This window comes from Pseudomonas sp. 313 (assembly GCF_000316965.1).
Lineage (GTDB): Bacteria > Pseudomonadota > Gammaproteobacteria > Pseudomonadales > Pseudomonadaceae > Chryseomonas > Chryseomonas benzopyrenica.
The window spans coordinates 305,383-325,200 of the sequence record NZ_ANBZ01000071.1; the positions used below are offsets into that span (position 1 = coordinate 305,383).

21 protein-coding genes are annotated in these 19,818 nt (G+C 65.5%); 15 read left to right on the forward strand and 6 right to left on the reverse strand.

Features of this window, described 5'->3' with window-relative positions; translation table 11 throughout:
• Positions 1–60 precede the first annotated feature (60 nt).
• The gene (gene uraH, locus C722_RS0115805; protein WP_017641443.1) at positions 61–432 is read right to left on the reverse strand and encodes a hydroxyisourate hydrolase; all 372 of its coding nucleotides are present in this window, start codon (positions 430–432) and stop codon (positions 61–63) included.
• Positions 433–646: 214 nt separating this feature from the next.
• Here uraH and puuE point away from each other — a divergent pair, with 214 nt between their 5' ends.
• From puuE to C722_RS0115825, 4 genes are read left to right on the forward strand one after another with little or no spacing between them, the layout of a single operon-like run.
• Positions 647–1,555, forward strand: coding sequence for an allantoinase PuuE (puuE, locus tag C722_RS0115810; protein WP_017641444.1), 909 nt, complete (start codon positions 647–649; stop codon positions 1,553–1,555).
• Positions 1,552–2,064 carry a 2-oxo-4-hydroxy-4-carboxy-5-ureidoimidazoline decarboxylase gene (gene uraD / locus C722_RS0115815; protein WP_017641445.1) on the forward strand — a complete coding sequence of 171 codons (513 nt, stop codon included), beginning with the start codon at positions 1,552–1,554 and terminating at the stop codon, positions 2,062–2,064. Before puuE ends, uraD begins: the two co-directional genes overlap by 4 nt.
• A 24-nt stretch (positions 2,065–2,088) precedes the next feature.
• A complete protein-coding gene (alc, locus tag C722_RS0115820) occupies positions 2,089–3,096 on the forward strand; it encodes an allantoicase (protein ID WP_017641446.1) in 1,008 nt (335 codons plus the stop codon).
• Complete coding sequence (locus C722_RS0115825) at positions 3,093–3,593, forward strand: ureidoglycolate lyase (RefSeq protein WP_017641447.1); 501 nt, start codon at positions 3,093–3,095, stop codon at positions 3,591–3,593. Before alc ends, C722_RS0115825 begins: the two co-directional genes overlap by 4 nt.
• Here the strand turns inward: C722_RS0115825 and rarD are convergent.
• The 3 genes from rarD to C722_RS0115840 form a co-directional block, all read right to left on the reverse strand.
• Positions 3,590–4,498: an EamA family transporter RarD gene (rarD, locus tag C722_RS0115830; RefSeq protein ID WP_017641448.1), complete on the reverse strand. Its 909-nt coding sequence runs from the start codon at positions 4,496–4,498 to the stop codon at positions 3,590–3,592. The two genes, C722_RS0115825 and rarD, sit on opposite strands and share 4 nt — an antisense overlap.
• On the reverse strand, positions 4,495–5,346 hold the full coding sequence (locus C722_RS0115835) for an EamA family transporter (RefSeq protein WP_017641449.1): 852 nt from the start codon (positions 5,344–5,346) through the stop codon (positions 4,495–4,497). Before C722_RS0115835 ends, rarD begins: the two co-directional genes overlap by 4 nt.
• 74 nt (positions 5,347–5,420) lie before the next feature.
• Positions 5,421–6,011 (reverse strand): DUF3060 domain-containing protein, encoded by a 591-nt coding sequence (locus C722_RS0115840; RefSeq protein ID WP_017641450.1) that lies wholly within the window; start codon positions 6,009–6,011, stop codon positions 5,421–5,423.
• A gap of 172 nt (positions 6,012–6,183) precedes the next feature.
• Between C722_RS0115840 and C722_RS0115845 the strand changes: the two genes are divergently transcribed.
• The 3 genes from C722_RS0115845 to C722_RS0115855 all read left to right on the forward strand — a co-directional run bounded on the left by C722_RS0115845 (position 6,184) and on the right by C722_RS0115855 (position 9,667).
• The gene (locus C722_RS0115845) at positions 6,184–7,074 is read left to right on the forward strand and encodes a LysR family transcriptional regulator (RefSeq protein ID WP_017641451.1); all 891 of its coding nucleotides are present in this window, start codon (positions 6,184–6,186) and stop codon (positions 7,072–7,074) included.
• A gap of 62 nt (positions 7,075–7,136) precedes the next feature.
• A complete protein-coding gene (locus C722_RS0115850) occupies positions 7,137–7,691 on the forward strand; it encodes a peptidylprolyl isomerase (RefSeq protein WP_026083888.1) in 555 nt (184 codons plus the stop codon).
• A 104-nt stretch (positions 7,692–7,795) separates the two neighbouring features.
• On the forward strand, positions 7,796–9,667 hold the full coding sequence (locus C722_RS0115855; RefSeq protein ID WP_017641453.1) for an ABC transporter ATP-binding protein: 1,872 nt from the start codon (positions 7,796–7,798) through the stop codon (positions 9,665–9,667).
• Here C722_RS0115855 and C722_RS0115860 read toward each other — a convergent pair.
• Entirely contained in the window at positions 9,622–10,239 is a 618-nt protein-coding gene (locus tag C722_RS0115860) for a hypothetical protein (protein ID WP_017641454.1), read from the reverse strand. The genes C722_RS0115855 and C722_RS0115860 overlap by 46 nt on opposite strands.
• 114 nt (positions 10,240–10,353) lie before the next feature.
• Here C722_RS0115860 and C722_RS0115865 point away from each other — a divergent pair, with 114 nt between their 5' ends.
• From C722_RS0115865 to C722_RS0115875, 3 genes are all read left to right on the forward strand, one after another.
• Positions 10,354–10,611 (forward strand): hypothetical protein, encoded by a 258-nt coding sequence (locus C722_RS0115865; RefSeq protein WP_017641455.1) that lies wholly within the window; start codon positions 10,354–10,356, stop codon positions 10,609–10,611.
• 106 nt (positions 10,612–10,717) lie between these two features.
• Positions 10,718–11,074 carry a 6-carboxytetrahydropterin synthase QueD gene (gene queD / locus C722_RS0115870; RefSeq protein ID WP_017641456.1) on the forward strand — a complete coding sequence of 119 codons (357 nt, stop codon included), beginning with the start codon at positions 10,718–10,720 and terminating at the stop codon, positions 11,072–11,074.
• 224 nt (positions 11,075–11,298) lie between these two features.
• Positions 11,299–12,765 carry an inorganic phosphate transporter gene (locus C722_RS0115875; RefSeq protein ID WP_017641457.1) on the forward strand — a complete coding sequence of 489 codons (1,467 nt, stop codon included), beginning with the start codon at positions 11,299–11,301 and terminating at the stop codon, positions 12,763–12,765.
• 425 nt (positions 12,766–13,190) lie between these two features.
• On the opposite strand, the gene C722_RS0115880 is transcribed toward C722_RS0115875, so the two are convergent.
• A complete protein-coding gene (locus tag C722_RS0115880) occupies positions 13,191–13,400 on the reverse strand; it encodes a hypothetical protein (protein ID WP_007158876.1) in 210 nt (69 codons plus the stop codon).
• Positions 13,401–13,823: 423 nt separating this feature from the next.
• Here C722_RS0115880 and C722_RS0115885 point away from each other — a divergent pair, with 423 nt between their 5' ends.
• The 5 genes from C722_RS0115885 to purB all read left to right on the forward strand — a co-directional run.
• Positions 13,824–16,055, forward strand: a complete 2,232-nt coding sequence (locus C722_RS0115885; protein WP_017641458.1) for an NADP-dependent isocitrate dehydrogenase — start codon at positions 13,824–13,826, stop codon at positions 16,053–16,055.
• A 129-nt stretch (positions 16,056–16,184) separates the two neighbouring features.
• Positions 16,185–16,637, forward strand: a complete 453-nt coding sequence (locus C722_RS0115890; protein ID WP_017641459.1) for an NUDIX hydrolase — start codon at positions 16,185–16,187, stop codon at positions 16,635–16,637.
• A 1-nt stretch (position 16,638) separates the two neighbouring features.
• Entirely contained in the window at positions 16,639–17,748 is a 1,110-nt protein-coding gene (gene mnmA / locus C722_RS0115895) for a tRNA 2-thiouridine(34) synthase MnmA (protein WP_017641460.1), read from the forward strand.
• Positions 17,745–18,365: a high frequency lysogenization protein HflD gene (gene hflD / locus C722_RS0115900; RefSeq protein WP_017641461.1), complete on the forward strand. Its 621-nt coding sequence runs from the start codon at positions 17,745–17,747 to the stop codon at positions 18,363–18,365. Before mnmA ends, hflD begins: the two co-directional genes overlap by 4 nt.
• Before the next feature lie 83 nt (positions 18,366–18,448).
• Positions 18,449–19,818: adenylosuccinate lyase (purB, locus tag C722_RS0115905; protein WP_017641462.1), on the forward strand; the 1,370-nt coding region annotated here is incomplete at its 3' end.

Consider the following 19,818-nt stretch of genomic DNA (forward strand, 5'->3'; position numbering starts at 1 on the left):
ACCCGCGCCCTACCCTGGTGCCGGCCCGGGCAAAAGCGCACCGCGGCGGCGCAATCTTACCTAGCTGCCGCGATAGGTCGAATAGCTGTAGGGCGAGACCAACAGCGGCACATGGTAATGCGCTCCCTCGTCGGCGAGGCTGAAGCGCAAGACCACGGTATCGAGAAAGGCCGGTTCCTCCAGCGCCACATCGCGCCGCCGGTAGTAATCGCCCACGTCGAACTCCAGTTCGTAGACCCCCGCTGTGAAGTGCTCGCCCTGCAACAGCGGCGTGTCGCTGCGACCATCGGCATTGGTCCGCATCTCACCCAGCGCCTGCCGCGCCGCCCCCTCCAGCCGGTACAGCCGGACAGCGATATCCGCACCTGGGCGGCCACCGGTAGTGTCCAGCACATGGGTCGTCAGGTAACCGCCAGCGGATGGAGTGGACATGGGAAAGCTCCTGCAGAGGGGTGCGCCAGCCTAGCAGCTTTTCACCTGCCGATTGTATACAGCCCAGCCCTGGCCCGATCCGCGGGACCGCTGCCCTCCAGCGTGGGAAAGTCTTCAGACCGGTCAGACCAGTTAGGCAGGATTCTTGCTGGGACTCGGCAAAGGTCTCCAAACATTGTATACAAAACATCTCGACTGCCAGGATGCCCCTTCCATGACCTATCCCCGCGATCTGATCGGCTATGGCGCTCAGCCGCCCCACCCCCGCTGGCCGGGTGATGCCCGCATCGCCCTGTCCTTCGTGCTGAACTACGAAGAGGGCGGCGAACGCAACATCCTGCACGGCGACAAGGAGTCCGAGGCCTTCCTGTCCGAGATGGTCGCCGCGCAGCCCCTGCAAGGGGTGCGCAACATGTCGATGGAGTCCCTCTACGAATACGGCAGCCGCGCCGGCGTCTGGCGCATCCTGGAGCTGTTCGCCAAACACCAGGTGCCGCTGACCGTCTTTGCCGTGGCCATGGCCGCCGAGCGCCACCCCGAGGTCATCCGCGCCATGGTCCAGGCCGGCCACGAGATCTGCAGCCACGGCTATCGCTGGATCGACTACCAGTACCTGGACGAAGCCGAGGAGCGCGCCCATCTGCAGCGCGCCATCGAGATCCTCACCGAGCTGACCGGTGAACGCCCGCTGGGCTGGTACACCGGGCGTACCGGGCCCAACACTCGGCGCCTGGTGATGGAGGAAGGCGGCTTTCTCTACGACAGCGACACCTACGATGACGACCTGCCCTACTGGGAACCCAATAACCCGACCGGCAAGCCGCACCTGGTGATCCCCTACACCCTGGACACCAACGACATGAGATTCACCCAGGTCCAGGGCTTCCACACTGCCGAGCAATTCTTCCAATACCTCAAGGACGCCTTCGACACCCTCTACGAAGAAGGTGCCACCGCGCCCAAGATGCTCTCCATCGGCCTGCACTGCCGCCTGATCGGCCGCCCCGGTCGCCTGGTGGGCCTCAAGCGTTTCCTGGAGTACGCCCTGAGCCACGAACGGGTCTGGTTCGCCCGCCGGGTGGACATTGCTCGCCACTGGCACCTTGAGCATCCGCCGGCATGAGCGCCTTCCAGACCGTCACGCCCAGCCAGCTGGATCGCGCCGCCTTCGTCGCGGCCTTCGGCGGCATCTACGAACACTCCGCCTGGGTCGCCGAGCGTGCCTTCGACGAGGGCCAGCCGCTGCCGGATAGCGTCGACACCCTGCATCAGCGTCTCGCCGCGCAGGTCGCCCGGGCCAGCCAGGCCGAGCAATTGGCGTTGATCCAGGCGCACCCGGACCTTGCCGGACGCGCGGCCTTGGCTGGCGAGCTGACCGCCGCCAGCAGTGGCGAACAGGCCGGTGCCGGCCTCGATCAATGTACCCCGGACGAGCTGGCCCGCTTCACCCGCCACAACGAGGCCTACCGCGCCAAATTCGGCTTCCCCTTCATCATGGCGGTGAAGGGCAGCAACCGGCACCTGATCCTTGCGGCCTTCGAGGAGCGCCTGCCCAACACCCCAGAGCAGGAATTCCAGCGCGCCCTGGCCGAGATCGACCGCATCGCCCTCTTCCGCTTGCAGACCCTCTGACCCCTTCCGCACAAGAGTCCGCCCATGAAACGCACCTACGCCGCGCCCTTCGAAAAGTACCTCAACCTCGCCGATGCCCGCCTCGGCACCCGCGTCATCAGCGTCACCGACGACTGGTTCGCCGCCGCCGACCGCATGCTCCAGCCCCATGAGCCGGAGTGGAAGGAAGGCGTCTATGACGACAATGGCAAGTGGATGGACGGCTGGGAATCGCGGCGCAAGAGGTTCGAAGGCTACGACCATGCGGTGATCCGCCTGGGCGTACCGGGCTCGATCAAGGGCGTCGACATCGACACCCGCTGGTTCACCGGCAACTACCCGCCCTCCGCCTCCCTGGAAGCCTGCTTCTGTGCCGAGGGCGATCCGGCCGAAGACGCTGCCTGGACCGAAGTGCTGCCGGCCATCGAGATGCAGGGCAATAGCCACCACTACCATGCCATCGCCGATGACCGCCCCTGGACCCACCTGCGGCTGAACATCTATCCCGATGGCGGCGTGGCCCGCCTGCGGGTCTACGGCATTCCCCATCGCGACTGGTCGACCCAGGCCGAAGACGAGGTGCTGGACCTAGCCGCCGCCCTCAACGGCGGACGCGCCCTGGCCTGCAACGATGAGCACTACGGCCGCATGAGCAACATCCTCAATCCGGGTCGCGCCGATAGCATGGCCGACGGCTGGGAAACCGCGCGCCGCCGCACGCCTGGCAACGACTGGGTGATCATCGCCCTGGGCCATGCCGGCATCGTGGAGGAAATCCTGGTGGACACCCTGCACTTCAAGGGCAACTATCCGGACAGCTGCCAGATCCAGGGCGCCTATGTGCGCGGCGGTACCGACGGCCAGATCGAGACCCAGAGCCTGTTCTGGAAGGAGCTGCTGCCGCCGCAAAAGCTGCAGATGCACCAGGAGCACAGCTTCCGCGAGCAGGTGCGCGACCTCGGCCCCATCACCCACGTGCGCCTGAACATCTTCCCCGACGGCGGTGTCAGCCGCCTGCGGCTATTCGGCAAGGTCGCCCGGGGCCAGGCATGAGCCGGCCACTGCGCATCGAGCCGCTGACCGCCGAGGGCTTCACGCCCTTCGGCGAGGTCATCGAGACGGCGGGCCGGGACTGGTTTCCCATCAACAATGGCTCGACCCAGAGATACCACGCCCTGGCGCGGATCGAGACAGGGCCGGCGGACGGCGCGGCGATCATCAGCATCTTTCGCGCCCGGCGCCTGGACTATCCGCTGACCATCACCATGCTCGAACGCCATCCCCACGGCAGCCAGGCCTTCGTCCCGCTACGCGGCGAACCCTTTCTGGTGGTGGTGGCACCGCCCGCGGCGCAGCCGGATGCCGGCGCCATCCGCGTCTTTCGCACCGATGGCCGCCAGGGCATCAACTACCACGCCGGGGTCTGGCACCACCCGGTGCTGGCCCTGCGCGACGAGGACGAATTCCTCATCGTCGATCGCGCCGGCACCCTGCCCAACTGCGACGAGTTCTTTTTCGCCGCAGGTGAATGCCCGACCCTGGTGCTCTAGGGCGCAGCCGGTGCGCGCCTGAGTTGCTTGCGCAGCAGGCGCGCACTGTCCAGGCAGACCCAGGCCACCGCCAGCCAGATGGGACCATAGGTCCAGATGGCGCCCTCCGGCAGCTGTTCGCCCAGCACATAGAGGGCGACGAAGACCAGCAGCGCCGGCTCCACATAGCTGAGGATGCCGAACAGACTCAGCGGCAGCATGCGACTCGACGCCAGCATGGCGGCGAAGGCGATAGCACTGAGCAGACCCAGCCCCGGCAGCAGCGCCCACAGCCAGGGTGTCTGCTGCAGGATCAGGCTGGGCGAAAACCAGTGCAAGGCAAGCAGCGCGAAGGGCAGCAGGCAGCACATCTCCAGGACGAAGCCGGACAGCGCATCCACCGCCATCCAGCGGCGCAGGACGAAATACGGCGGATAGCCCAGCACCGGCAGCAGGCTGACCCAGGACAGCGCTCCGGTCACCCAGACCTCGTTGATCACCCCCAGCAGCGCACAGCCCACCGCCAGGCGCTGCAGCGGTCGCAGGCGCTCGCCATAGACCAGCCGCCCGGTCAGCACGATGGCCAGGGGCAGCAGGAAATAGCCCAGCGACATCGCCATGGCCTCGCCATTCATGGTCGCCCAGACGAACACCCACCACTGGATGCCCATCAGCAGCGCCGCCGCCGGGATGGCCAGACACAGCCGGGGCTCGCGCACCAGCCGCTTGAGCGTGGCCAGCAAGGCCTTGCCCTCACGCAGGACCACCACCAGCAGGAGCACCATCGGCAGCGACCAGACCACCCGCAGGGCCACCACCTGCAGGCCGTCCAGCGGCGCCAGCCAGACGAAGTACACCGGCATCAGCGCGAACAGCACCGACGACAGCACCGAAAGGCCCAGGCCCTTGCCGGACAGCACGTTCATGACTGACGCCCCTGACGGTTGATGAACAGCGACAGCAGGATGATGCCGCCGCCCAGCAACAGCCTAGGCAGATCGGCTGGGTGCTGCCAGATCAGCAGGCTGACCAGCAGACCCGCCGGCACGTGGGCCTCGTTCATGATCGCCAGGGTGCCGCCATTGACCCGCAGCGAGCCCAGCGTCCACCAGTAGAGACCGAGCGCCGTGGCGAAGACGCCCATCCACACCAGCACGCCCCATTGCAGGCCCGTGCTGGGCAGCCGCGCCGGATTGCCGAACAACAGAAAGGACAGCGCCGCCACCAGCAGGGCGCCGAGAAAGAACAGCCCGAAGTAGCGATGCAGCGCACCCTGCCCGGCATAGGCGTGCCCCAGGTGCTTGCACAGCACCTGGCCGGCGGCGAAGGTCAGGTTGGCCACTTGCAGCAAGAGAAAGCCCAGCAGGTAGTCACCGGTCAGCGGCTGGAAGCGGATCAGCGCCGCGCCCCCAACCGCCACCACGGCGGCCAGCAGCGACCAGAGGCGGAAGCGGCGCTGCCAGGCATCGTCGAGCAGGGTCACATAGATCGGCGTGAGCACGGTGAACAGCAGCACCTCCGGCACCGTCAGCACGGCGAAGCTGCGATACAGGCACAGATAGGTGATGCCGAATTGCAGGGCGCCTGCCGCCATCAGCCCCAGGGCGAAGCGCCCCGGCACTCCGCGCCAGCGGGTGAAGGGCAGGAACAGCACGAAGGCGATGGCCACGCGGACCAGCACGGCGAAATCGCTGTCGACCCGACCGGCGAGGTACTCGCCGATCAGGCTGAAGGAAAACGCCCAGATAAGGGTGACGAGCAGAAGGTAGGGCATGGCGGCGACGCACGAAAAAGGTGCGCGACCTTAACGCGCCCGTTCCCGGAGGGAAACCCCCGGCTTATCGCAGTCTAGCGGGTGGCGTTCAGGCCCGAGGGTTCGGCACCGGTAAGCGCCGCCACCGACTGATTGGCCTGCAGCACGTTATCGGCGCCCGAGACCAGGGTCTTGGGCTCGGCCACGCCGGCCGCGCGAGACCAGTAGACCTGCTGATTGGAACCGCCCACGGCGATGTCGGCCTGGCTAAGCAGGGTCAGCCGTGCCTTGGCGCCGTAGCCATAGGCATCGACCTTGGCGATGCCGTCGCTGCCGCGTACCTTGGCCTGCACCTGCTGATAGCCACCGCCGATGCTCAGACTGGCCACCGCGCCCCTGACCGTGGTGACGCTGCCCAGGCCATGGATGTTCAGCACCTGGGCGCCGTCGAGCACCAGCCGATGATGACTGCCGTAGACGGTCACGGTGCCGCACTGACCTTTCAACGTCAGGGTATTGCCCTCGCCGGACAGGGACACGTCTCGCCCTTCGCAGTCGAGGGTCCGGCTGATGTTCATGCCGTCGATATCGATGGACTCGACGGCCGCCGCGGCGGATTCCTCGGCCTGGACCAGCAGCGGCGCGATGACCAGACAACAACCCAGCAACGCCTTGAATGACGACATGGAGACTCCTTGTCTTGCCTAGAGGGGGACACTCATCGGCTGGCTTGGAGGGCAGCGCCGACGGGACATTTGACCCGGCGTCCGACATTTTTTCAGGCCGTGATGGCCGCCGCGTTTTCCCATCACCCCCGCAGGCACTAACATGCGCCCTTTCGTGGCCCCAGAGCGCTCGATGAAGACTCCTCGCGTTTCCCTCGATCAGTGGCGGACCCTGCAGGCTGTGGTGGATCACGGCGGCTATGCCCAGGCCGCCGAGGTGCTGCATCGCTCCCAGTCGTCGGTCAGCTATACCGTCGCCCGCATGCAGGAGCAGCTCGGCGTGCCGCTGCTGCGCCTGGAGGGCCGCCGCGCCGTGCTGACCGATGCCGGCGCCGTGCTCTTGCGCCGTTCGCGGCGCCTGGTACAGCAGGCCAGCCAGTTGGAGGAACTGGCCTATCACATGGAGCAGGGCTGGGAGTCCGAGGTGCGGCTGGTGGTGGATGCCGCCTATCCCACTCGCCCCCTGCTGCTGTGCCTGCGCGAATTCATGCCGCAGAGTCGTGGCTGCCGGGTACGGCTGCGCGAAGAGGTCCTGTCCGGGGTGGAGGAGGCCCTGCTCGACGGCTCGGCGGACCTGGCGATCACCGGCCTGGTGATCGCGGCCCACCTGGGCGCCTCCCTGGGCAATGTCGAGTTCGTCGCTGTCGCCCATCCCGAGCATCCGCTGCATCAATTGCAGCGCACCCTGGTGACCGCCGATCTGGAAGAGCAGCTGCAGATCGTCATCCGCGACAGTGGCCGCGCCCAGCCGCGGGATGCCGGCTGGCTGGCCGCCGAACAGCGCTGGACGGTAGGCAGCATCAGTACCGCCGCCACCTTCCTGCGTGACGGCCTGGGCTTCGCCTGGCTGCCCCGGGACGCCATCCAGACCGATCTCGACGCTGGCCTGCTCAAGCCGCTGGCGCTGGAACAGGGCGCCCAGCGCTTCCATCCCTTCCAGCTCTACAAGACGCGCCAGCACGAGCTGGGCCCAGCCTCGCAGATCCTCATGAACCTGTTGCGCAAACATGCCCTGCCACGCTGACCGTGGCGGGGTGCCAGCCGGGTTGCTATCGTTCGCCAGTCGTCTCCGCCACTCAAGGATCCATCATGTTCAAAGCCCTGCTTGCCGCCTGCGCCCTGTTCGTCGCCTCCACCGCCTGGGCCGCGGACAATCCGCACGTGCTCATCAGCACCAACAAGGGTGACATCGAGGTCGAACTGGATGCGGCCAAGGCGCCGGTCAGCACCGAGAACTTCCTGGGCTATGTCGACAGCGGCTTCTACAAGGGCACCCTGTTCCACCGCGTCATCCCCGGCTTCATGATCCAGGGCGGCGGCTACACCCGCGACATGCAGGAGAAGCGCACCAAGGCCCCGATCAAGAACGAAGCCGACAACGGCCTGAAGAATCTGCGCGGCACCCTGGCCATGGCGCGCACCTCGGACGTCAACTCCGCCACCAGTCAATTCTTCATCAACGTCGAGAACAATGCCTTCCTCGACCACGGTTCGCGCGACTTCGGCTACGCCGTATTCGGCAAGGTCGTGCGCGGCATGGAAGTCGTCGACCAGATCGCCGGCGTCCAGACCACCCGCCAGGGCATGCTGCGCGACATTCCCCGTGAACCGGTCATGATTCTCGCTGCCAAACGGCTGTAAGCCGACCCGTCCGGCTGGATGCCGCGCGTCGGTCATCCAGTCCCAACGGCGAGGTCCCCCTTCCGGCGACGCGATACGCTGTCTCCTCTCTACAAGGACCCCGCATGATCTTTCGCCGCTTCGAACGCATCATCGATGCGTTCCGGGAAGCCCCCGATGAAATGCCGCCCACTGGGGTCGGCGCCTTCTATCTCCACTTCCTCAAGCAAGCCTGGCCGGCCTTCGCCCTGCTGTTGGTGGTCGGCCTGATCGGCGCCCTCATCGAGGTCGCCCTCTTCAATTTCATCGGCCAACTGGTCGACCTGGCGGGCAGCGCGCCCAACAGCACGGTGTTCTTCCAGGAGCACGGCGGCACCCTGATCTGGATGGCGGTGGTCACCCTGGTCATCCGCCCCTTGTTCATCAGCCTGCACGATCTGCTGGTGCATCAGACCATCACCCCCAGCCTCACCACCCTGATCCGCTGGCAGAACCATCGCTACGTGCTCAAGCAGAGCCTGGGCTTCTTCCACAGCGACTTCGCCGGGCGCATCTCCAACCGCATCATGCAGACCGGCGTCTCCCTGCGCGATTCGGCGGTGCAGGCAGTGGACGCCATCTGGCACGTGCTGATCTTCGCCGTCACCTCGCTGATCCTGTTCGCCCAGGCCGACGTCTGGCTGATGGTCCCGCTGGTCCTCTGGATCATCGGCTACGTCATCGCCCTCTGGTATTTCGTGCCCCAGACCAAGGAGCGCTCGGCCATCGCCTCGGAATCCCGCTCGCAGCTTTCCGGGCGCATCGTCGACGGCTACACCAACATCTCCACCCTCAAGCTCTTTTCCCACTCGGCCCAGGAGGAGCAATACGCCCGCCAGGCCATGGAAGAGCAGACCGAGAAAGCCGAGAGCGCCGCCCGCCTGATCACCGCCATGGGCGTGACCATCGCCATCCTCAGCGGCTTCCTCATTGCTGGCACCACGGGCCTGGCCCTCTGGCTCTGGCACCAGGGCGTCATCAGCGTCGGCGCCATCGCTCTGGCCACCGGCCTGGTGATCCGCATCAACAGCATGTCCGGCTGGATCATGTGGGTGGTCAACGGCATCTTCGAGAACATCGGCATGGTGCAGGACGGCATGAGCACCATCGCCAAGCCGCGCCAGGTCGGCGACGCCCCGGACGCCAAGCCGCTGCAGGTGACCCGTGGCGCGGTGCTGTTCGAGGACATCGCCTTCCACTACGGCAAGGGCGCCGGCATCATCGAAGGCCTGACCCTGGACGTGGCCCCGGGCGAGAAGATTGGCCTCGTCGGCCCCTCGGGCGCCGGCAAGTCCACGCTGATCAACGTGCTGCTGCGCCTCTATGACCTGGAAGGCGGTCGCATCCTGGTCGACGGCCAGGACATCGCCCATGTCACCCAGGAAAGCCTGAGATGCCAGATCGGCGTGGTCACCCAGGACACCTCGCTGCTGCACCGTTCGATCCGCGAGAACCTGCTCTACGGCCGTCCCGAGGCCACTGATGAAGAACTGCACGCCGCTCTGCGCAAGGCCAAGGCCGACGACTTCATCGCCCGCATCACCGACGCCCATGGTCGTACCGGGCTGGATGCGCAGGTGGGTGAACGCGGCGTCAAGCTTTCCGGCGGTCAGCGCCAGCGCATCGCCATCGCCCGCACCCTGCTCAAGGACGCGCCCATCCTGCTGCTGGACGAAGCCACCTCCGCCCTCGACTCCGAGGTGGAGGCCGCGATCCAGGAAAGCCTGGAAACCTTGATGGAAGGCAAGACGGTGATCGCCATCGCCCACCGGCTGTCGACCATCTCGCGCATGGACCGCCTGGTGGTCATGGAACGTGGCCAGATCGTCGAGATGGGTTCCCACGACGAACTGATCGCCTACAATGGCCTCTATGCCCGCCTATGGCGTCACCAGACCGGCGGTTTCGTCGGTCACGGCGTGCCGGGCAGGCAACGGGTACGCAGCAGCTCCAGTTGACGTTCCTGGTCCAGGCCTGGGTAGAAGCCTTCGATCTTCTGCAGGCCACCCAGCCAGCTGCGCCGCTCCACCACGCACTCGAACACCGGGCAGGCCGCCTGCCCGGTATCGCCGCAGTCGCGGTAGTAGGTCAGTCGCTGGCTCTTTTGCGCCGTGCCCTGGAAGGGACCGGGGCGATCCTGCAGGACATAGAAGTCGATCTCCGCCGCGCTGCGATGATTCTCCCACTGGAACGCCAGGGTGCTGGGATAGAAAAGCACCAGCAGGCCCGCCAGCAGCACCCAGAGAATGCCCGCCGTCACCGGCAGGGGCAGCCGCGAACGAAAGCGGCGCCCACCCCGGATGATCAGCGCCGTCACCACGGTGACCAGCGCCAGAGCGATGCACAGGGACGGCAGGCCGGTGATGACCTGACCGGCCACGCCGATGTCCAGCCCGCTGGGCGACGGTACCGTTCGATAGCCGATCTCCAACCGCTCCCAGCCCACTCGATTGCCGATCAGGCCGGCGAGACCAAAGGCGGCGGCCAGGCCGACCAGAGCCCAGAAGGTACGAGGATTGCTGCTGCGCATGGGGAATCGTCCAGACAAAGACCGGGAGACTGCCTAAGCCCGCCGGTGAAGGCAAATCCGAATTTCTCCTGACCCTGGCCCTCTATTGAAAGCCACTTGCCGAGGAGTCCGCCCATGTCCATCGATCTCGCCCGTGCCGTCCACATCGTCGAAAAGGCCTTTCTGCCCCTGCGCGGCGACGTCCGCGAAGATCCCAGCGACGCCAGCTTTTCCCTTGAGGTGACCGACGGCGCCCGGGTACTGGCCTCGATCGCCCATGTCGCGCGCAGTCAATACAGCCATGCCGGCCACCTCGCCGCCCTGATCGAGCAGACTCGCTTGGAGCTGGCACGCGACGGCTACCTGCTGGAGCCCTGGTCGATGCCGGGTTAGACCGCCGCCCCTGGTCGGCGACCGCGAGGTTCGGCAAGGCGGTGTCGAGCTGATAGACTGCCGCCCCGCAGCCGCCACACCCCGTGGCCCAACGCGAGTGGTTATCGTGGAAATTTTCAAAGAATTCATTTTCGAAGCCGCGCACTTCCTGCCCAATGTTCCGGCAGGCCACAAGTGCGGACGTCTCCATGGGCATTCCTTCAAGGTAGGCCTGCACATCGAAGGTGCTGTCGATCCCCATACCGGCTGGGTCCGGGATTTCGCCGATATCAAGGCCGCCTTCAAACCCCTGTACGAGCGTCTCGACCACCATTATCTGAACGACATCCCGGGTCTCGAGAACCCTACCAGCGAAGTGCTCGCGCGCTGGATCTGGCAACAGCTCAAGCCCCTGCTCCCCGAACTCAGCCAGGTTCGCGTCCATGAGACCTGCACCTGTGGTTGCATCTACCGCGGCGACTAGGCTTGTCGGAAAAGCGCCTGCGCTCGGCCATACTGCGTTGAAAATCATCCCGGAATGCTCATTTACCCCTCGTAAACTCCGCTTCCTCGCTGATTTTCGCCTTGCCTGACCTTCGCTCGGCTGCTGTTCAGACAAGCCTTAATTTTTCCCTCCCATTCAAGGTGCCGATGGCGGCAGTCATTTTTCTGCCATAATTCGCGCCTGCCAACTGTCGACGTATCCCCATGTTCGAACTTTTCAGCGGACTCCACGCCTGGGTCGCCATCAGCCTCGTCTTGGCCCTGGCCTTTGTGCTGGCCTTTGAATTCATCAACGGCTTTCACGACACCGCCAACGCCGTCGCCACGGTGATCTACACCAAGGCGATGCCCCCGCACCTCGCGGTGTTCTTTTCCGGCATCTTCAACTTCCTCGGCGTGCTGCTCGGTGGCGTCGGCGTCGCCTACGCCATCGTCCACCTCTTGCCGGTGGAGCTGCTGATCAACGTCAACACCGGCCACGGCCTGGCCATGGTGTTTTCGCTGCTCGCCGCCGCCATCACCTGGAACCTGGGCACCTGGTACTTCGGTATCCCCGCCTCCAGCTCCCACACCCTGATCGGCTCCATCCTTGGCGTCGGCGTGACCAACGCCCTGTTGACCGGTATCCCGGTGAGCGAAGGGGTGAACTGGCAGAAGGCGATCGACATCGGCCTGTCGCTGATCTTCTCGCCACTGGCCGGCTTCGCCGTCGCCGGTCTGCTGCTGCTCGCGCTCAAGCGCTGGCGACCGCTGTCGAAGATGCACAAGACCCCGGAACAGCGCCGCGAACTGGATGCCAAGAAGCACCCACCCTTCTGGAATCGCCTGATGCTGGTCCTCTCGGCCATGGGCATGAGTTTCGTGCATGGATCCAACGACGGCCAGAAAGGCATCGGCCTGATCATGCTGGTGCTCATCGGTATCGTCCCGGCCAAATTCGTGCTGGATCTGGACAGCACCACCTACCAGATCGAACGGACCCGTGACGCCGCCATCCACCTGGGCCAGTTCTATGAGCGCCAGGGCGACAACCTCAAGGACTTCCTCGCCGAAGTACCCGGCAATCGCGACCTGCCTCAGGAATTCCGCTGCGCCCCGCACATGACCGTACCAACGCTGCAGGCGCTGCTGGCCGACCTGGAAGGCGTCACCGACTACCGTGCCATGAGCGACGACCATCGCCAGCAGGTGCGCCGCTACCTGCTATGCCTGGACGACACCGCCAAGAAGGTGAGCAAGCTGCCGGTGCTGACCGCGCGCGATCGCGACGATCTCAGCCGCCTACGCAAGGACCTCACCAGCACCACCGAATACGCCCCCTTCTGGGTCATCATCGCCGTCGCCCTGGCCCTGGGCATCGGCACCATGGTCGGCTGGCGTCGCGTGGTGCTCACCGTGGGCGAGAAGATCGGCCGCCAGGGCATGACCTATGCCCAAGGCGTCAGCGCCCAGGTGACGGCGGTGGCGGCCATCGGCATGGCCAACGTCTTCGCCCTGCCCGTCTCCACCACCCACGTGCTGTCCTCGGGCGTGGCCGGCACCATGGTCGCCAACCGCAGCGGCCTGCAGGGCAGCACGGTGCGCAACATCCTCATGGCCTGGGTCCTGACCCTGCCGGCCTCCATGGCCCTCTCCGCCGGCTTGTTCTGGCTGGCGCACCTGTTCCTGTGATCCCCATCCACCGGGCTCCGCGCGAGCGGTGCCCGGTTGGACCCCTCGTCGGGAAAGCCTGAACAGGATAGCTATTGACGAGTCTAGAGAAATGTGTCCCAGCAAAGACACCTTTCCGAGACAGCCGTACGGTGAACGTCAATGACTCCTGCGACCTACATCCTTCTTCTGATACTTGGCTGGCTAGCCCTGTCGCTGGCCATACTCTGGGCCATGCTGCGCCTGGCGCGGCGCGCCCGCCCCGTGGCGATGTCCTCGCCCAGGGTGCTGCCAAAGGCAACCCCCACCGTCCCCGTGAGTCCAGGCAAACACCTGGTCTGCTAGAGCTCTAGACGTGACGAAGCCACCTCGACACCTAGGCGGTGCGCGGGAGAAAAAGGAAGGATTCTTATTGTTTGAGAAGAAGGGATTCGAGCGAAAGCGAATCAGGTGAGCAGGGTGTTTTCCTGAGCACTGCGGCTCATCTGCTCGAGAATCTGGTCTTGCTGTTGCGGGGTCAGGGTGTCCCAGCAGTGGTGCTTGATGAACAGCCCGGCGCCAAAGGCGACGTACAGCGACAGGGCGACGATGACGAGCGTTTCCAGCCCGACGATAGCCCAGGAACGACTCTTGGACGCATTGTCCTTGGTTTTCATAACGACCTCGTGAAATTTAGAGGGGCAATAGTTTAGTCCCTTAAGCAACTTCCGTGCAGCGCCAGTCGTCGATTGGTCAAGCTCATTGACCTGACACCGCGACGAACTTGCCCAAGTTCGACGGCCCTTCCGGGTCGGCGACTTCCCCACACAGGCAAGCTGCAGTGGCACGAATGCACGCCAGGCGCCGCGCTGGTATACTCCGCCGACTGACGGGTCGCTGCAGGCCCTGCCGGTTCCGCTGGCTGTATCGGCCGATCCTGCAACTTCCGCAGCGACGCTTTGTCGCATCGCACGTCCATCGCCGCCGCGCCTGTCGCGCGGTCCGATAACGCCTTCTTGGGGCGTCTATCGACTCAAGGGTCGATCCTCGCTCGCCCGGCTTCGCGCCACAGCTGTGATAAAGAGGAGTTAAAGCAAGACATGTCCACCACGTCGAAGATCATCTACACCCTGACCGACGAAGCGCCCGCCCTGGCGACCTATTCGCTGCTCCCCATCGTCGAGGCCATCACCGCCTCCTCCGGCGTCGCCCTCGAAACCCGTGACATTTCCCTTGCCGGCCGCATCATCGCGCTCTTCCCCGAGTACCTGAAGGAAGAGCAGCGCATCTCCGACCACCTCGCCGAACTCGGCGAACTGGCCACCACTCCCGAAGCCAACATCATCAAGCTGCCCAACATCAGCGCCTCGGTGCCGCAGCTCAAAGCCGCGATCAAGGAATTGCAGGGTCAGGGTTACGCCCTGCCGGACTATCCGGACGAGCCCAAGGACGACAAGGAAAAGGACGTCAAGGCGCGCTACGACAAGGTCAAGGGCAGCGCCGTGAACCCGGTCCTGCGCGAAGGCAACTCCGACCGCCGCGCGCCGCTGTCGGTCAAGAACTACGCCCGCAAGCACCCCCATCGCATGGGCGCCTGGAGTGCCGACTCCAAGTCCCACGTCGCCCATATGGACGCCCATGACTTCTATGGCAGCGAGCGCTCGGCCACCGTCGAGAACGCCGGCAGCCTGAAGATCGAACTGATCGGCAAGGACGGCAGCAGCAAGGTCCTCAAAGAGAAGACCGCGGTCAAGGCCGGCGAGATCGTCGATGCCTCGACCATGAGCCGCAAGGCCCTGCAGAGCTTCATCGCCGCCCAGATCGAAGACGCCAAGGCCCAGGGCGTGCTGTTCTCCGTGCACTTGAAGGCCACCATGATGAAGGTCTCCGACCCCATCATGTTCGGCATCATCGTCGGCGAGTTCTACAAGGACGTGCTGGCCAAGCACGAAGCCGCCCTGAAAGAAGCCGGCTTCGATCGCAACAACGGCATCGGCGACCTCTATGCCCGTCTGTCCAGCCTGCCGGAAGCCACCCAGGCCGCCATCAAGGCCGACTTCGACGCCCAGTACGCCCAGCGCCCGGCACTGGCCATGGTCAACTCCGACAAGGGCATCACCAACCTGCATGTGCCGAGCGACGTCATCGTCGACGCCTCCATGCCGGCCATGATTCGTGACTCCGGCAAGATGTGGAACGCCGAAGGCAACCTGCAGGACACCAAGGCCATCATCCCCGACCGCTGCTATGCCGGTGTCTACCAGGTGGTGATCGAGGACTGCAAGCAGAACGGCGCCTTCAATCCCAGCACCATGGGCAGCGTACCCAACGTTGGCCTGATGGCGCAGAAGGCCGAGGAATACGGCTCCCACGACAAGACCTTCCAGATCCCCACCGACGGTACCGTGCGCGTGACCGACGACCAGGGCAAGGTGGTCTTCGAGCACTCGGTCGAGGCCGGTGACATCTGGCGCATGTGCCAGACCAAGGACGCGCCGATTCAGGACTGGGTAAAGCTGGCCGTCAACCGTGCCCGCGCCAGCGGCACTCCGGCGATCTTCTGGCTGGACCAGAACCGCGCCCACGACGCCCAGGTCATCGCCAAGGTCGAGCGCTACCTCAAGGATCACGACACCAACGGTCTGGACATCCGCGTCCTGGCGCCCGAGGAAGCCACCCGCGTGTCCCTGGAGCGCATCCGCAAGGGCGAGGACACCATCTCGGTGACCGGCAACGTCCTGCGCGACTACCTGACCGACCTCTTCCCCATCATGGAACTGGGCACCAGCGCCAAGATGCTGTCCATCGTCCCGCTGATGAACGGCGGCGGCCTGTTCGAGACCGGTGCCGGCGGCTCCGCACCCAAGCACGTCCAGCAGTTCGTGCAGGAAAACCATCTGCGCTGGGATTCCCTGGGCGAGTTCCTGGCCCTGGCCGAATCCCTCAACCACCTGGGCGAGACCACCGGTAACGCCAAGGCCAAGATCCTGGCCAAGACCCTGGACCAGGCCAACGGCCAGTTCCTCGACAGCAACAAGTCGCCGTCGCGCAAGGCCGGTGAACTGGACAACCGCGGCAGCCACTTCTACCTGGCGCTGTACTGGATCCAGGCTCTGGCCGAGCAGAGCGACGACACCCAGCTCAAGGCCCAGTTCGAGCCGGTGGCCAAGTCGCTGACCGCCGACGAAGCCAAGGTGGTCGCCGAGTTGAACGGCGTCCAGGGCCAGGCCGTGGACATCGGTGGCTACTACCACCCCGACCAGGCCAAGACCCGCCAGGCCATGCGTCCGAGCGCCACGCTCAACGCCGCCCTGGAACAGCTCAAGGGCTGAACCTGAGGGCTGCGTCCGCAGCCTGAATGGGTGATTACAGCGAACCCTGGCCCTGGCCGGGGTTCGCTGCATTTGGGACGGACAAAACTTAAGGCGTATACTGCGCGATTACCGATAGCGGAGTCCGAGATGGATTGGCACGCCCACGTCACCGTGGCCACCGTAGTGGAAGACGCCGGTCGCTTCCTGCTGGTGGAAGAAGAGAAGCAGGGTCGCCTGGTGCTCAACCAGCCGGCCGGCCACCTGGAGCCGGGCGAGAGCCTGATCGAGGCGGCACGCCGCGAGACCCTGGAAGAAACCGCCTGGCAGGTGGAGATCCAGGGCGTGATCGGCATCGGCCTCTATGTCGCGCCGGGCAATGGCGTCACCTACTACCGCACCGCCTTCCATGCCCGCCCCCTGGCCCACGAGCCCGGGCGCGCCCTGGACGCCGACATCACCCGCGCGGTGTGGCTGACTCTCGACGAGATCCGCGCCGAACAGGCACGGCTGCGCAGCCCCCTGGTCCTGGACGCCATCGAGAAATACCTGGACGGACACCGCTACCCCCTGTCGATGATCGTAGATATGAGAGGTTTTTGAAGTGAACGGCACCCGCGTCATCGTCGGCATGTCCGGCGGAGTGGATTCCTCGGTCTCGGCCCTCTTGCTCAAGGAGCAGGGCTATCAGGTCGAGGGCCTGTTCATGAAGAACTGGGACGAGGATGACGGCACCGAGTACTGCACCGCCAAGGAAGACCTGGCCGACGCCCAGGCGGTCTGCGACCGCATCGGCATCACGCTGCACACGGCCAACTTCGCCGCCGAGTACTGGGATCACGTCTTCGAGCACTTCCTCGCCGAATACAAGGCCGGTCGCACGCCGAATCCGGACATCCTCTGCAACCGCGAGATCAAGTTCAAGGCCTTCCTCGACTACGCCCTGGCCCTGGGCGCCGACTTGATCGCCACCGGTCACTATGTGCGCCGTCGCGACGTCGACGGCCAGACCCTGCTGCTCAAGGGCCTCGACGCCAACAAGGACCAGAGCTACTTCCTCCACGCCGTGGGCGGCGAGCAACTGGCGCGCACCCTCTTCCCGGTGGGCGAACTGGAAAAGCCCGAGGTCCGCGCCATCGCCGAGCTGCATGGCCTGGCCACCGCGCGCAAGAAGGACTCCACCGGCATCTGCTTCATCGGCGAACGCCGCTTCAGCGACTTCCTCAAGCAGTACCTGCCGGCCCAGCCGGGTGACATCGAGACCACCACCGGCGAGGTCATCGGCCGCCACCACGGCCTGATGTACCACACCATTGGGCAGCGCCAGGGCCTGGGCATCGGCGGCATGAAGGATGCCGGTGACGATCCCTGGTACGTGCTGAGCAAGGACCTGACCCGCAACGTGCTGATCGTCGGTCAGGGCAACGCCCACCCCTGGCTGTTCGCCGAGGCCCTGACCGTCAGCGAGATGTTCTGGGTCAATGGCCTGGACCTCACCCAGCCGCGCCGTCTCACCGCCAAGGTCCGCTATCGCCAGCAGGACCAGCCCTGCCGGATCGAACGCCAGGGCAGCGGCTACCGGGTGGTCTTCGACGAGCCCCAACGCGCCGTGACCCCGGGTCAATCGGTGGTCTTCTATGACGGCGATGTCTGCCTGGGCGGTGGCGTGATCGAACACTATCAACCTGCCTGCGCCGAGGCGCCCGCCGCATGAATCGCACCCAGGAACAACTCATCGCCCTGGGCGGCGTCTTCCAGGCCGCTGTGCTGGTGGACCAGTTGGCGCGCACCGGCCAGGTGCCCGAAGAACCCCTGGCCTGCCTGCTCGGCAGCCTGCTGGTCCGGGATCCGGGCAGCACCCTGGACGTCTACGGCGGCAGCGTAGTGCCGCTGCGCGAGGGCCTGGGCGCCCTTTCCAGCACCCTGGAGCGCAATCCCAACAGCCTGCAGCGGGAGCCCCTGCGCTATGCCCTGGCGATGACCGCCCTGGAACGCAAGCTGGAGAAGCGCGGCGACCTGCTCGACCTCATCGGCCGGCGCCTCACCCAGATCCAGTCCCAGGTGGAACACTTCGGTGTGGCCCACGAGAACGTCATCGCCGCCTGCGGTGGTCTCTACGAGGACACCCTGAGCACCTTCAAGCAGCGCATCCAGGTGCACGGCGAGATGCGCTACCTGCAGCAATCCGCCACCGCCTCGCGGGTACGCGCCCTGCTGCTGGCCGGGATTCGCTCGGCGCGCCTCTGGCGCCAGCTCGGCGGCCATCGCTGGCAGCTGGTGCTCAATCGTCGCAAGCTGCTCGATAACCTCTACCCCCTGCGCAACGGCTGATCCCAGGCCGGCGGCGGTACTACAGCCCCGGCCTTTGCGTGTAGAATTCGGCCCCTTTCTCCCCCGCTACCAAGAGAATGCCCATGCAGCTCTCCTCGCTCACCGCCGTATCGCCCATCGACGGCCGTTACGCCGGCAAGACCGCCGCCCTGCGCCCCATCTTCAGCGAATTCGGCCTGATCCGTTTCCGCGCCCAGGTCGAGGTCCGCTGGCTGCAGCGCCTGGCCGCCCACGCGGGCATTCCCGAAGTCGCGCCCTTCTCCGCCGAAGCCAATGCCCTGCTGGACAAGCTGGCCACTGCGTTCAGCGTCGAGCAGGCGCAGCGGGTAAAGGACATCGAGCGCACCACCAACCACGACGTCAAGGCCATCGAGTACCTGCTCAAGGAAGAGGTCGCCAACCTGCCGGAACTGGCTGCGGTGAGCGAATTCATCCACTTCGCCTGCACCTCCGAGGACATCAACAACCTGTCCCACGCCCTGATGCTGCGCGAAGGCCGTGACCAGGTGCTGCTGCCGCTGATGCGCCAGATCGCCGGCGAGATCCGCGTGCTGGCCCATCGCTTCGCCGACGTGCCCATGCTGTCGCGGACCCACGGCCAGCCCGCCTCCCCTACCAGCCTGGGCAAGGAACTGGCCAACGTGGTCTATCGCCTGGAACGCCAGATCGAGCAGATCGCCGCCATCCGCCCGCTGGGCAAGATCAACGGCGCCGTGGGCAACTACAACGCCCACCTGTCCGCCTACCCCGACGTCGACTGGGAAGCCAATGCGCGTACCTTCATCGAAGACGACCTCGGCCTGACCCTGAATCCCTACACCACCCAGATCGAGCCGCACGACTACATCGCCGAGCTGTTCGATGCCATCGCCCGCTTCAACACCATCCTGATCGATTTCGACCGGGACATCTGGGGCTACATCTCCCTCGGCTACTTCAAGCAGAAGACCGTGGCCGGCGAGATCGGCTCCTCGACCATGCCGCACAAGGTCAACCCCATCGACTTCGAGAACTCCGAAGGCAACCTGGGTATCGCCAACGCCATCCTCCAGCACCTGGCCAGCAAGCTGCCGATCTCCCGCTGGCAGCGCGACCTGACCGACTCCACGGTGCTGCGCAACCTGGGCACCGGCCTGGCCCACGGCGTGATTGCCTACGAAGCCACCCTCAAGGGCATCGGCAAGCTGGAACTCAACGCCGCGCGGATCGCCGAAGACCTGGACGCCTGCTGGGAAGTCCTGGCCGAGCCGGTGCAGACCGTGATGCGCCGCTATGGCGTGGCCAACCCCTACGAGAAGCTCAAGGAATTGACCCGCGGCAAGGGCATCAGCGCCAGCGCCTTGCAGGACTTCATCGACGGCCTGGAAATCCCCGAGGCCGCCAAGGCCGAGCTGCGCCAGCTGACTCCGGCCGGCTATATCGGTAATGCCGCCGAACAGGCCCGTCGGGTCTG